The organism is Halalkalibacter kiskunsagensis (assembly GCF_037027555.1).
GTDB classification, from domain to species: Bacteria; Bacillota; Bacilli; order Bacillales; family Bacillaceae_D; genus Halalkalibacter; species Halalkalibacter kiskunsagensis.
The window spans coordinates 142,451-157,047 of record NZ_JAXBLX010000005.1; the positions used below are offsets into that span (position 1 = coordinate 142,451).

General features: G+C 37.3%; 9 protein-coding genes. 8 read left to right on the plus strand and 1 reads right to left on the minus strand.

Annotated elements, in window-relative coordinates; genetic code table 11:
* The first annotated feature begins 39 nt into the window (after positions 1 to 39).
* The 3 genes from SLH51_RS04635 (at position 40) to SLH51_RS04645 (ending at position 2,953) form a co-directional block, all read left to right on the plus strand.
* Positions 40 to 1,662 (plus strand): Na/Pi cotransporter family protein, encoded by a 1,623-nt coding sequence (locus tag SLH51_RS04635; protein WP_335959473.1) that lies wholly within the window; start codon positions 40 to 42, stop codon positions 1,660 to 1,662.
* A 231-nt stretch (positions 1,663 to 1,893) separates the two neighbouring features.
* Positions 1,894 to 2,286, plus strand: a complete 393-nt coding sequence (locus tag SLH51_RS04640; protein WP_335959475.1) for a response regulator transcription factor — start codon at positions 1,894 to 1,896, stop codon at positions 2,284 to 2,286.
* Positions 2,287 to 2,590: 304 nt separating this feature from the next.
* Positions 2,591 to 2,953 carry a DUF1516 family protein gene (locus SLH51_RS04645; protein WP_335959476.1) on the plus strand — a complete coding sequence of 121 codons (363 nt, stop codon included), beginning with the start codon at positions 2,591 to 2,593 and terminating at the stop codon, positions 2,951 to 2,953.
* Positions 2,954 to 2,994: 41 nt separating this feature from the next.
* Here SLH51_RS04645 and hpaB read toward each other — a convergent pair whose 3' ends face one another.
* A complete protein-coding gene (gene hpaB / locus SLH51_RS04650; RefSeq protein WP_335959478.1) occupies positions 2,995 to 4,446 on the minus strand; it encodes a 4-hydroxyphenylacetate 3-monooxygenase, oxygenase component in 1,452 nt (483 codons plus the stop codon).
* Between the two features lie 102 nt (positions 4,447 to 4,548).
* Between hpaB and SLH51_RS04655 the strand changes: the two genes are divergently transcribed.
* The 5 genes from SLH51_RS04655 (at position 4,549) to SLH51_RS04675 (ending at position 14,436) form a co-directional block, all read left to right on the plus strand.
* Entirely contained in the window at positions 4,549 to 5,025 is a 477-nt protein-coding gene (locus SLH51_RS04655) for a GNAT family N-acetyltransferase (protein ID WP_390183767.1), read from the plus strand.
* Positions 5,022 to 7,904, plus strand: coding sequence for a PD-(D/E)XK nuclease family protein (locus tag SLH51_RS04660; protein ID WP_335959480.1), 2,883 nt, complete (start codon positions 5,022 to 5,024; stop codon positions 7,902 to 7,904). The genes SLH51_RS04655 and SLH51_RS04660 overlap by 4 nt, the downstream gene beginning before the upstream one ends.
* A 50-nt stretch (positions 7,905 to 7,954) precedes the next feature.
* On the plus strand, positions 7,955 to 11,335 hold the full coding sequence (locus SLH51_RS04665; RefSeq protein WP_335959482.1) for a UvrD-helicase domain-containing protein: 3,381 nt from the start codon (positions 7,955 to 7,957) through the stop codon (positions 11,333 to 11,335).
* Positions 11,336 to 11,839: 504 nt separating this feature from the next.
* Entirely contained in the window at positions 11,840 to 13,513 is a 1,674-nt protein-coding gene (locus SLH51_RS04670) for a sensor domain-containing protein (protein ID WP_335959495.1), read from the plus strand.
* A 626-nt stretch (positions 13,514 to 14,139) separates the two neighbouring features.
* Entirely contained in the window at positions 14,140 to 14,436 is a 297-nt protein-coding gene (locus tag SLH51_RS04675) for an IDEAL domain-containing protein (RefSeq protein WP_335959483.1), read from the plus strand.
* The last annotated feature ends 161 nt before the right edge of the window (positions 14,437 to 14,597 follow it).

Sequence of the window (14,597 nt, forward strand, 5' to 3'; positions counted from 1 at the left end):
TAGAAACATGTCGAACAGCATCGAAGAAGGGATGATAAAATGGATTTGCAAGAACTGTTGTTTATGTTTTTTGGAGGACTGGGGATCTTTTTATTTGGAATAAAGTATTTAGGAGATGGTCTCCAAAAGGTTGCAGGGGATGGTCTAAGAGATTTACTTGATCGTTTTACGACGAACCCACTTATGGGTGTACTTGCAGGAATATTTGTTACGATCTTATTACAAACAAGTACAGGAACAACTGTATTAACGATAGGTTTAGTAAATGCAGGCTTTATGACGTTAAAGCAAGCAATTGGTGTTATTATTGGGGCAAACATAGGGACAACAGTTACAGCTTTTATTATCGGTATTAAAATTTCTGCGTATGCCTTACCTATTGTTGCATTAGGTACATTTTTCATCTTCTTCTTTAAAAATCATAAAATTAACAATTACGGTCAAGTTATTTTTGGGTTTGGTGCCTTATTTTTAGGGCTTAATTTTATGGGCGATGGAATGAAGCCACTTCGAGACGTGCAAGCATTTCAAGATTTAACAGTAAGTATGAGTGATAATCCGCTATTAGGAGTTCTTATAGGTACTATATTCACGGTTATTGTTCAAAGTTCATCAGCTGCAATTGGTATGCTTCAAACATTATATGGACAAGGCTTAATGGATTTGGATGCCGCATTACCAGTTCTTTTCGGAGACAACATAGGGACAACGATTACAGCTGTATTAGCAGCGATTGGCGCTTCGATCGCCGCAAAACGTGCTGCATTAACACATGTTATCTTTAATTTAATTGGTACTACGATTGTATTGTTGTTAATTATTCCATTTACGATTCTAATTGAGTACATCCAAGCGAGTTTGGGATTGAACCCTGAGATGACGATTGCCTTTGCACATGGAATTTTTAATGTGTCAAATGCGATTATACAATTACCGTTTGTAGCAGTTTTAGCTTGGATAGTCGTTAAATTAATTCCAGGTCAAGATACGGCAATCCCTTATAAGACGGAACATTTGGATGAACAGTTTATAAGGCAATCTCCTGCTATTGCACTTGGACAAGGAAAAAAAGAAGTATTGCGTATGGCGGATCTAGCTGAAAAAGGACTAGAAGAAGTAAGCCGATTTTTTAATACGCATGGGAAAAAACATCGAGAACTTATTCCTCAGTATGAAGATGCGATCAATAACTTAGATAAAAAAATTACAGAATATCTTGTTCAAATTTCTTCTCACTCTTTATCAGATCAAGATACAAAAGTTCATCATACTCTTTTAAATACGATAAGAGACCTAGAGCGTATTGGTGATCATATGGAAAATATTATGGAGCTTGTTGAATACCAAATTACGAATAAGGTAAAATTTTCAGAGTCGGCAATTACGGATTTAGATGAGATGTTTGAATTAACCATCTTAACCCTTAGACAAGCTATTAATTCTTTGGATACAGATGATATTGAAGAAGCAAAATCTGTTCTTGAAAAAGAAGAGAAAATCGATAAAATGGAGCGTGACCTTCGTAAGAAACATATTATCCGCTTAAATGAAAATAGATGTACAGGGTCAGCTGGCATTATATATGTTGACATTATTAGTAATTTAGAGCGTATTGGAGATCACGCTTGTAATATCGCTGAAGAGGTTATTGGAGAAGAATAAAAACTAGTAAAGTGATTAAAGCTTAGCTTTGGTCACTTTTTTTGAATTAATTTAACATTTTTAAGAAAGGCTTTTTGTTATTATGTATCTGCTTACAAAAACTTTACAAATTAAACAATTGATTTTACATTTTAAGTCGCTTAACATATACTTTGTTGGTTAAAATTCTAAGATTTCGTTGAAAATATTCAAATTAATTAGATTAATCATAAAAAATGGGGCGGATATTTTATGTATTATGAAGAGAAGCAGGGCGGAAAGATTGCTTTAGTAGAGGATGAACCGTCTCATGCACTTTTAATGAGTTATAATTTGGAATCAAAAGGGATGAAGGTTGCACTTTTTCAAAGTGATGAACTGTTCTTAATGAGTGAACATGATATTGATTTAGTCATTATAAATGTAAATCTTCACGATGTAGAGGGAGTACAATTATGTACCAGCATTAGAAGTAGAAAATTAGAAGTCCCAATTTTATTTGTCACTACAAGCCCAAGTATAGGAAATTATTTAAGTTCGGATGAGGATCTTGACTATTTAGTAAAACCCTTTTCGATTAAAGAGTTAATTGATAAAGTAACCCAACTTTTAGCTCATCATGAAATGAAGAAGGAATATGTATAATAGAAGAAGTAAGGAGAACTTTTACATACAAGAAGGTAAACGAACCACATTAGATAGGGTTTCAGTCGTGGTTCATGTTTGTCGAATGAATACTTTTTGGGATGATCACAACAAATTATCGCTAACTGTTTTAGTGTAATGAATAATATTAACTAAATTTAACAATATTTATAAAAAAATGTGCAATTATCAATTTTTGTAGAAGTAGCGAAGTTTTGCTAAATATTCATCTTTCCTATTATTACATATTGGTATTTTCGATTATAATAGTAGGGAATGTTATTTTTAAAAAGGAGGTTTTCTCGTGTTTAATGCTATGACCTATGCCCACGGTGATTCATGGTGGGTTATGATTCTATTATTTGTCATCACCTATTTTCTACTTCGAGCTGGTATTGCCAAAGGTGCTAAAATTCTACATATGATTTTGCGATTGTTTTACATCATTATGATTTTCTCTGGTGTGGTGTTGTTGTTTAACTGGGGATTCCCAGCGGCTTATGTGTTGAAAGGAATTTTGGCAATCGTATTAATTTATGCGATGGAAATGATTCTTGTTCGGACAAAAAAAGGAACTCTTGGATCAAAAGCACCGATGTATTGGGGATTGTTTGTAATAGTCCTTGTTGTCGTCGTATTACTCGGACTTCGAATTATTACATTTTAAGAGCTAGCTAGGGAGGAGTGCCCTAGCTAGCTTACTTTTTGTTAATCATTGTTGCTGGCTAAAAAATCTTTCACCTGCTTGACATACTCTGTTTTATCATACAATTGATAAAGTGATGATGACAATCGTATAGGGTCTCCAAAAAAGTATCTCTCATATTGTGTCTGACGTGAGCCGAATGAACTCATTGTTAAATCCCAAGCTAAGCGGAAGAGTTTGACACGCTCTTTTGCTGATGCATTTTTCGCTTGTAAGTATTGGTCTAAATCTTTTCCAATTGAAGAATCAAAGTCTTTCTCGGTTGGTAAGGAGATAAAGCCGCTAGCTCCTAGTAAATGAAGATATTCAACTAAACGTGCATAGTTTTTTTGGTAATAATTTTGTGCCACCATTAGTGGCTTTTCATCAGGAACCATTGTGCCAAATTTATTCTTTTGGGCATTTTCTTCTGCCGAAGCCAATAAAGCTTTCATAATTTCAAGAGTGGAAATGATCTCACTAAGTTTGTCTTGAACATGCTGGTAAGCGGTAATAGCAATCGTATTGGCAAGAGATTCACCAAGTCCTAATAGGAACTCCGTTTTCACGACTTGCCTACATACTGCTTGGTAAAGGAGCATCATGTTAAGATTTGTTTCTGTGAATATTTGCGTAACAGCATCTAGATCTTGATAGACAAATACGCGCTCCCATGGGACAAGAACGTGGTCAAAAACAACTATTGAGTCAACCTCATCAAACTTGGAAGTGAGAGGATGATCGAAGCTACTAGAAGCATGCTTAGCATACGATTCTCGGCAAATAAATTTTAACCCTCGTGTATTTGAAGGGATTGCAAATGCATAGACGTATGCTGGATCGATCGTATTCCCTCCAACAGGCAAAACGAGAATTTCATCGGTTATACCGCCTTGTGTTGCAAGTAAGCGAGCTCCATGGATAATAATTCCATTTTCGTTCTCCTCAATGACTTTTGCAGCAATGATCTCATCTTTAGAGAACTCTATATAGTGAGGAGAACGATTCACTTGTGGGTTAATAAATGTATGGGTAAACGATAAATCATTTTGACGTGCATTCATAAAGAGTTGTTGGATATTTTCACCGAAGTGATCTTCAAAAAAAGAAGAAGATGTTCCGAGTGTCATAATTGCTGTGTTCACGTAATCAGGGGAACGTCCAATCGTTCCTCCGCTTTTTTTAGCCCAAAGTTGAGTAGCAGCGCGGCGTTTGGCTAACGCATTTTTTGACGTAGGTTGCTCAAAGGCAAAATTAAATCGCTCAGTCCCTTGACCATCTGTTTGAGTAAGACATGATTGCATTGCTTGGTCATGCTGCAGATCATAAAGATGTGCTTTGCTTTGCAAGATGCCTTTAAAGGCTGGGTGCTCTGAAATTTTTCCTTTTACTTGTTCTCCATCGATCCAAACTTCATTATTTAAAGCATCAATTCTCTGAATGTATTGATCCCCAGTAATGATGGACAATTTCATCTCACCTCGCAGTTTACCGATTCATGATACTATATGTCGTTGCCGTTTGTTTCATGTGTATCCTTTTAGCGTTTAATGAAAAAATGATAAACTAGAGTAAGAATGAATCGTAGGAAGGAAAATGAATGTATGAACTGGACTGTGAAAAGCTTTAAGCAACTATCTACTGAAGAATTATATGAGATCATTCGTTTACGTATTGAGGTCTTTGTTGTCGAACAGCAATGCCCATACCAAGAACTCGATGAAAAAGACCAACAAGCCTTTCATTTACTCGGCAAAGAAAATGGCGAGTTGAAAGCCTATAGTCGTTTATTTGAAAGTGGGGTTGTTGCAGAGGATGCTTCGATTGGACGTGTCATTGTGAAAGAAAGTGCAAGGGGCAAAGGGTATGGTCAAGTTTTGTTGTCTCATTCAATCGAGTATCTTGAAAAAAGGGGAGAAGAGAAATCAATTTTGATTCATGCGCAACAATACTTAGAGCGATTTTACCAATCGTTTGGCTTTGATCCTATATCTGAAGTTTATTTATTAGATGGAATAGACCATTTGGATATGCGTAGGAGGTTGACACGATGAGCAGCCATTTTATTTATGGTACGCATGTGAAAGACGTAGCAAACAAACGTCGCTTACAAAGTGCTTTTCACGTTCAAAAAGAATATCAGAATACAGTCTTTTATGTACTTCCTTCTAATATGTGGTTAAAAGAAGCTCGAAGGAATCAACCTGGTCTCATTATTACAACGTTTGACGACATTGCGAGTTTCATTTTGAAGCAAGTTGGTCTTTCTTATGTCCCGCTAACGGAGGAAGAAAGAACATTGTTTTTTCTTCAATTTTTAAAAGAGGAAGTCAAGTTTGGAGAGGATGATATTGTCTCAGGAAAGGCACGTGCGTATGCCGATACGTACGGGCAAATCAAGAGGTTAGGTTTAGATATAGAGGAGATCCCATCATCACTCATTCCTTTACAATCTCTCTTTAAAAGTTATGAGCTACAAATCGTAAATGGAAGAGGATTACTGGATCCAGAAAATATTTTGCTAAGAGCAATGCAGGTGCTCAGGCAAAGAACAGAGCAAATACAAATAGCTAAGCTCGTCATTGATGGGTATTTTGACTTTAGTCCACTACAGGCTTTATTTATTGAAGCATTAAAAGAAGTAGGGATTCCAATTGACATATATGTTCCGAATCATCATCAGTTTGACATTGTTGATCAAACGGTCAAAGAGTTATTGACAATGGGGTTTACAGATGAAAGAGCTGAAAAACAGCATGTAAAAGTAACAAAGAAGGTTGAGCTAGTCGCAGCTTCAACCAATGAAGAACAGTGGCGAGGTATGTTTGAACAAATTTATTTTGAAAATGAATCGTATGAAAAGATTGGAATCTTACTTGTCGATGAAAGAGTAGGAACAGCTGATTTAGAGAAATACGCAATCAACTATCATCTGCCTATTAATAGAGCGATCAAACGGAAACTATCGACGACGTCTATTTTTTCCTTTCTATTAGCTGCTATTGAAAATACTTGTGCACCGAAAACAAAGTGGGAACAATTGCCATTAATTGAGCAGATTTTAAGATTGTATCAAGTTAGTGGACTTGACTATGCGAAACAAAAGCAATCGTTTCTACAAATGGGTGAATGCCAAGAAGAGCAGCATGACCAGCTATTTAAAAAAATTCATGGGATTACGTGGAAGAAAAACGCCCCATTCTTTACGTATATTCAACAGCTTCGACGTATTATGGATCAATTACCCTTTCTAACGTTTTGGGAAGAACAATTTGAATCGGAAGAAAATGTTCAGAAACTAAAAGAAATGGCTGACGAGTACAAGGCACTGATGAAAATGGACAACCGATTACAACAGTACGAGGAGCTTCTTCAAGAAAAAGGCTTAGAGAATTTACTGATGACTCACGATTTATTTATGGAATGGGTGAAGGAGTTAGGGGAAGGTCTAACCCATTTCGAACAAAGAGCATCAAAGCGTGGGATTGCTATTCATACGTGGAGAGATGTCAGTTTGTTTCAAGGGGATAAATTGTATGTCGTTGGGATGAATGAAGGGGTATTTCCAGCTGTACATCAATTGAGTGGTTATGTTCAAGAACGAGATTTGCTTGGGAGTGCGGTTCGATTTAGTTCACCGACACAAGATCATTTCAGAGCAAAACAACAAGCTCACTTTGAACAGCTTCAGTATGTTGCAAAAGAGATTACGTATACGTATGTCAAAGGAATTGACGCAAATTATCCATTGCTCCCTTCAACGTTATTAGAGGATATCCAGGAGTCAAGCGAGATATGGACATGGGAACATAGAATGGAGAAACCATATTCGTTTTCTATTGAAGATCAAGAAGAGAAAATAGCCTTTCACGTTGGAAAAGGCTATTCCGTTGATTATCTTCCAATTGAAATCAACAAGATATCGAAACGACTAGAGCGGTTGGAGCAAGCAGATGAACCAATTACGTTATATCAACATGAACCATTACAACCAGTTGTTTCCATAACTGCACTTGAAAGCTATGCTAGATGTCCTTTTCGTTATGGGATGGAACGAATTTTGCAAGTACCGGAGCCTGCCACGATCCAAGAGCGAGTTTCTCCACTCGATATCGGGGATTTAGTACATGCGATTATTGAGGAAGTATATTCTGAGGTCAATGTCATTGGACAATCATTTGCGAACTTACAACAAAACATTGACCATATTCCTGAAAGAATAGAGGAATTGTTTGAAGAAAAATGGGAACAGATTGAAACTCAAAGTCCAGAACTGTCGCGACTCGATCTGGAACTAACGAAACAACAATGGAAAAAACGGTTACGTCGATGGTGGCAAGCAGAACGAAAACATTTTTGGGATAACGAACATCTCACGCAAATGCAGGTGATGGCGATTGAGAAACCTGTTCGGTTCGAATTGCCATTGTCAGAGCAGCAGTCATTGGTCCTAACAGGAAAAGCGGACCGTGTTGATCGAATCGATGATGCCATTGTTGTTTATGATTATAAATCGGGACAAATGAATGTGAAAATGGATGAAGTCCGGTCAGGGTTAAAGCTACAGTTACCACTTTACGCATTTGCTATTAGAAAGGAGTTAGAACGCTTAGAACAAACGCCAATAAAAGCAGATGGTGCAACTTACATTTCGCTAAAGGAGCCAGCAAAGAGAGCGGGAAATGGGATGTGGCGAAATGAAAATGTCGGAAAATCTTCACGCTATAACGTATCTTCTTTTTCAAACAAAGAAGACGAACTTGGAACAGAGCAATTTTTAATCGATCATGAGTTAAAAGAGCGAATAGCGGAAATTTGGGAAGGGATGCAAACGAGTTTCCCTGTTGAACCACGTGAATGCTCAAAATTTTGTCAGTACCGAGCGGTTTGTCGGGTAACTGATGAGAAACGAGAAAATGCAAATGGCAAATAAAGTTTATGTACCTGATGTTGTATATGTAATAGCAAGAGAGGAGGAGGATTATGAAGTTTAATGATGCTCAACAAAAAGCGATCACAAGTGAAAAGGGTCTGATCCTCGTATCAGCAGGGGCTGGATCTGGAAAGACACGTGTCTTAACCGAACGTTTCATTCATTTATGTGAACTCTGTCTAAAGGATCAACATAACCGTGTAGGAGCAAAAGCGGATGAAATTGTTGCCATTACGTTTACTGAAAAAGCAGCTCGAGAAATGAAAGATCGAATTCGAAAGAGGTTGGCAGAAAAAGAAAGCGATGCAAAAGAGGAAAAAGAACGACTCTTTTGGCTTGAACAAAAAGATGCAATCGAACGAGCGAATATTTCAACATTTCATAGCTTTTGCCAACGTCTACTGTCTCAACACGCGATGGCGGCTAATTTGATTCCAAAAAGCCGTGTGATTGATGATGTAGAAGCAAGAAGCCGCAAACGAACCATCTTAGTAGAGATGTTTGAAGAACGAGATTTTCATGACATGGCGCTGCCTTTGCTACAGCTTATGAGCAAAAATCAGCTTTTTGAATCAATTGAATCGCTTTATAGTGACATTCGAGAATTTGTTGTAGGGGAAACAGTGATTGAATCGTTACGTATTGATGAAATGCTAGAAACACAACGAATGGCTCAACAAAACAAACAACATGAATTAGTTCGCCAATTTCACGAAAAAGCCCTCACTTGTGTAGCGGCCTTTCCTCCAATTGATGAGTTGACCAAAGCGCAAAAAGGTCATGTGGAACGAATTACAGAAGCATTTCAAACTACTGTGATTTCAGATGAGCCAAATGAATATGTCAGGCTGATGAAGCAAATTATGCCCGCCCGCTCAGATAAAAAACGCTGGAGCGAAAAAGCACCCGCATTGTTAGAGCTTTATGAAGAGCATTGGAAACCATTAAAAGATAGTTGGGATGATGTAGGAGGAGAAGTCAAAATTGACGAAACGGCTAAGCTCCTATTAGAGCGTATTGTTAGTCTTCTTCAAGAGTTCTCAAGTCGTTATGAAAAAAAGAAGCAGTTTGCTGGAGTTCTTGACTTTTCTGATTTGCAACAAAAGGCAGTTTCTCTCCTCGAACAACAGACGATTAAAGAAGCGTGCCAAAAGCAGTTTCGACATATAATGGTTGATGAATTTCAAGATACAAACCGCCTCCAACTCGAAATGCTAGAACGAATTAATCCTGAGTTTCAATTTATTGTAGGTGATCAAAAGCAATCAATTTATCGTTTTCGAGGCGCGAATGTTAGTTTAATGAATGAGCGCGAGGATCTTGCAACAAAACAAAGCAATGCAGAAGTCATTTTGATGAACGAGAATTACCGAACGACTGCACCTGTGATTGACGCTGTAAATGAACTTTTCTCTCATGCGATGGTACAGAAGCGGACGGAATCATTTGAAACGGTGTATGCACCACTGATAGCCAATCGTCCTGGGGAGACGAGTGAAGAAAAAAGAGTAGAGTTAACAGTACTTGAAAAGGATGAAGAACGAGAACAATCATCGTATGACGTTTTAGCGAATCGAATAGGAGAGATGATCCAAACCGGACAGCCCCATGTTTACAAAGAGGAGAAGTGGGTTCAGCCAACCTTTGGCGACATCGCGATTTTAATTCCGGCAAGGTCACACCTCCTCTCACTTGAGCGTGCGTTAATTAATAAACGAATTCCATATGTGGTGAGTGGAGGAGTAGGATTTTATGAAAGACAAGAGATTCTTGATTTCTTAACTTTATTAAGATGGCTTAATCGACCGTTTGAAGAGCTCTATTTGTTGGCGATGTTAAGAAATCCAATATGTGGGCTAACGATGGATGATTTCATCTCACTTAAAACAATGGTAGGAGAAACCGAATCACTCTATCAGCTTGTCTATGATAAGACTCACTCTGCCTTTTCAGACCTACCTGAACCAATTCAAGATGCCTGTCATAGGCTTTATACTTGGTTAAATAAATGGACCCCATTTCGCACACATCAGTCGCTTGAACAAACGTTACTGGCAATCTTTACGGAAACGGGATTAAAAACAGCCCTTTTCTTGCAAACAAACGGACTTCAGAGAGTGAGGAATGTTGAAAAGTTAATTCAAACGATTGTTGATAGCCAACAAACAGACTTAGAAACTATCTTAGCTGAGTTAGACGATCGGATTGCTCTTAGTGAAAAAGAGGGAGATTCTGAAGTGGAGCGTGTTGATGGCGATGTCGTACAAATTATGACAGTGCATGCGTCAAAAGGCTTGGAATTCCCTATTGTTTGCTTGCCTCAATTAGAACGGTCAATTCGAGGTGACAAAGGCAGTATTCGTTTTCATCCTGAGTTAGGTCTAGTTTTACATATTGAAGAGGAGCCAGTAGAAATTGATGAAAAGAAAATCATGTATCAGACTCCTGGTTTTGCCCTTGTAAAAGAGCTGGCGAATCAAGAAGCAAGAGAAGAAGCGAAAAGATTATATTATGTAGCGATGACAAGAGCGCGTGATTATTTATATATGATTGGTGAAGAAGCGACAGCTAGTCATACGTGGTTATCTTTAACCGAAGCAGCCTTGGAACAGACTCAGTTAGCGGATAGCATAGATAGAAGCGAGCAAAGTGACAATCAAGAACCATTCCAAGAAAGAGCTGTTCAATACGAGATTCCAAATCCTATAAAGTATAAGGAAGTTCCGTTAACCTTGTCTGTTTCAGAAGTCATGCTTTTTATTAAAGATCCAGTCGCCTACTTTAATCGATACGTTATTGGCTTACCTGAACTAGTTGCTACAACGAACATACAAGTAGGTACGAATGTTTCAATTGGAATAGATCCATCTATACTAGGAACACTAGTGCATCGTGCTTGTGAATTGCGTGATAACGGATTGTCAAATGAAGCAGCAATTGATGAAGCGGTACGGGAAAAAGAAGGAGAAGGTGAAGACTTTTCAAGCTATCGGCCGGAAATGATCGCATTAATGAGTAGTTATACAGAACAAACAAAACAAACTTTAGGGGAAACGGTAGCAACGGAATGGTCATTTGTTACAACAATTGAAGGCGCATATATCATTGGAGAAATAGATAAAATCACATTCAATGATGGTAAGTATCAGATAATTGATTTTAAAACAAATAAGGTTAACACTTCAGGAAGTGAGTTAATCGATCAGTATTGGCCGCAGCTCTCCCTATACAAGTTAGCCTACGAAAGTGAAACAAGTGAATCGATTGATACGATGTCGTTGTTTGTCTTCCGAGATAAAACAAAGCCTATCCATACGTTAGAGAACAATGTGAAAAACGAGGAGGCAGTTCGACTAGCTATCCGAACCATTTGTGAACTTCGTAAAAAAGGTGCATCTAAAGAAGAATATAGGGAATGGAGTGTAAAATAGTCAAGATGGACGGGTTACTACTAGAGATCGTCGGTGCAAGGGGAATTGGTGCACATCATTATTTTTGTTGTTTCGATCATTGACTTTGTTAGTACAAGAATCAGGAAACGTCTTGTATAAACCTTTACCGTAAAAGGAGGGTGATTCATTAGAGATATCTGACTGTAATCAATAAAGGCTTCTGATGAGGGAGCTTCTGTTGAAATAAGGGAAGAATCTAATGGGACACCCTTCTTTAGGTTTCAAGTGAGTAATAATTAAGCAAAGGAATCTACATAAACCCACATGGCTTCCACATGGATCATCATTCGTTAACAGTCGTTCCATCCGTTACATCATGCTTCTAAAAGAATAAATACAATAACACAGGCACCACTTCTCTGGTAGAAACAGTGATTTCAGGGAAATTGGTGTTGTTTTTTGCTGGTGTTGTCTAGCTCAGCTAAACCTACTAATTCAACATGGTATAATAAAGGTAGAATGTAAAGGGAAGTGAAGTGAGTGATGAACCAGTCTGAGTGGGACAAACTGGAAGAAAGTGAAATGAAGTATCAAGCTGTCTTTACATATAATGCGAATGCTATTTTTATTTTGGATCAGTTTGGCAAAATAACCGAAGTGAATCCAGCTACTTTAACCATAACAGGGTTTAGTAGTCACTTTTTGTTAAACAAGAAAATAACAGAAATTGTTCATCAAAATTCAATTAAGAGTGTTCAGGCAGGAATGACTAAAGTTTGGAATGGGCATTCAGTCACCATTGATATTGAACTTAATCATCATCACTTAAAAGAGGTTATCGTTCATGTAACGATGGTTCCGCTTAAAATAGGTGAAATAGTAAATGGGGCCATCATTTTCGCACAAAACATTACCGAGGATTTTAAAACAAAGCGAATCGCTCTTGAAGATGAATTAACAGGCTTACCGAATCGAAGGTATCTAATTGAAACATTAGAATCAGCTATTACAGAAGCTAAGCGAGCCAATGAGAAATTGGCGGTGATGTTAATTGATTTAGATCGCTTTAAGCTCGTTAACGATGCAATTGGCAGTTTATTTGGTGATCGCGCATTACGACTAATTGCTGAGCGATTGAAATCTAGTTTGAATGAACAAGAAGTTGTAACAAGAGTAGGCGGAGATGAATTTGTCATTCTTATTCCGCAATTGAAATCAGAAATGGAAGCGAAAAGTAAAGCTAGTCGGCTATTGGAACGATTGAAAAAGCCACTCATAATTGAAGAGTATGAATTTACGTTAACAGGTAGTATTGGGATATCTATTTTTCCTAATAATGGAGAAGATTGCGAGACGATTATTAAGTCAGCTGATGCGGCGATATATCGAGCAAAATCAAACGGAAGTGATTCCTTTGAATTGTATAAAAGAGAAATGCGCTTTCAACTAAATGAAAAATTTCAAATAGAGAACGATTTACGTAAAGCACTTGAACGAGGAGAATTCTCACTGTACTTCCAACCGCAGTTTGATGCAAGATCTCAAAGGTATTGTGGTGAAGAAGTACTTGTACGATGGAATCATCCTGATGAAGGTTTAATTAGTCCAGGGAAATTTATTTCTATTGCAGAAGAGACAGGGCTTATTAATACAATTGGAGAATGGGTGTTACGCGAGGCCTGTTTTCAGAAAAAGAAGTGGATCGATAACGGTTTCCCCGCAGTACCAGTTTCAGTTAATTTGTCAACAAAACAGTTTTTAAAGCGAAGCATCGTCGAGATCGTTAGCGATATTTTACAGGCGTCTGAATTACCACCTCACTTACTGGAATTAGAAGTGACAGAAAGCATTACGATTGATATTCAACGTACATCTGATAGTTTAAAACGGTTGCAATCTTTAGGTGTTCAAATAAGTCTTGATGATTTTGGAACTGGATATAGTTCTTTGCAGTATGTAAGTCAATTGCCTATTCAGGAATTGAAAATTGATCAATCGTTTGTGAGAAACATCGGGAATGGAAAACATAATGAAGGAATCATCTCAATGATCATTAATCTGGCTCATTTTCTCAAAATCTCTGTTATAGCAGAGGGTGTAGAAACAAAGGAGCAATTAGATTATCTAGTTGGTTTAAAATGTGATAAGGTGCAAGGCTATTATTTTTCCAAACCGCTTTCTGTAGTAGATTTTGAACGTTTAATTAACAATTGGTAGTTATGGTCGATCAGACTATGAAACTATTTCTGATTTCCTATTACGCTCAATGATCGATGTCATGTTAGTTGAAGTGAAAGAAGAAACATATGCAATCCCACTGTCTACCAATGTTGAAACAGCGATTGTCAGAAAGCAATTTATTTATTGTAAAGCCATTTTAAGCAGATCGTGTGTTAGAGATAATAAAAAAAAGCAATAGGCTAACAAGAGGCCACTGAAAAAGGTAAAGAGCAACCTTTTTCAGTGGCCTTGCTAACAAATCTTTCTCCTCAATTGCCAGTTTGAAGGTAGTTGAGGTTTTTTTGTACTGTAAAAACTAATTTGTACGTAAAGTAACTAAGAAAAGCTACTATAGAAAAATCAATGCTAACATATGGAGGTTTTTGGTTGTTAAAAGAGAAATGAGTTAAAGTTTTAATAAGTGTTCTCAGTATAAAGAAATTGCAGGTGCGAAATCAAAATATAATAGCTGGGGCTGGTGCAAATTTCGCTATATATTATCATTTAAGAGAAACCTTTTACAACATCATAGTGCCATAGATGAGAGAATTTGCTACTTGAAATGTTTGAAACTTCTGTTAAATGGGTATTTTAAGAATAACAATGTTGTAGGAGGGGTAGAAATGATAAATGATTTTGCAATGGATCCAAGGATAAAAAAGCAGTTAAATGTCATTAAAAGCTTACAAGCGCGTTCAGAAGATACGGTGCAAGCCTTGTATGCGCAGGCGATTTTTGAATACTCTCTCTATCATTATAGGAAAGATGACCTACAAGAACGAATTGACCAAGCATTGCTAAATAAAGATAAAGAACAATTTAACAAATATGCATTAGAGTATAAACAATGGCTCGAATCCCATAGAGAAGGAAAAATCGTTGTAGAAGATGGCTTTGAACTATACTTAACATTTGAATAAAAAAGCGTACTGGTGCTCTTCCAGTACGCTTTTTTATGAAGTACTGGTGCTCTTCCAGTACGCTTTTTTATGAAGTACTGGTGTTCTTCCAGTACGCTTTTTTATGAAGTACTGGTGTTCTTCCAGTACGCTTTTTTATGAAGTACTGGTGTTCTTCCAGT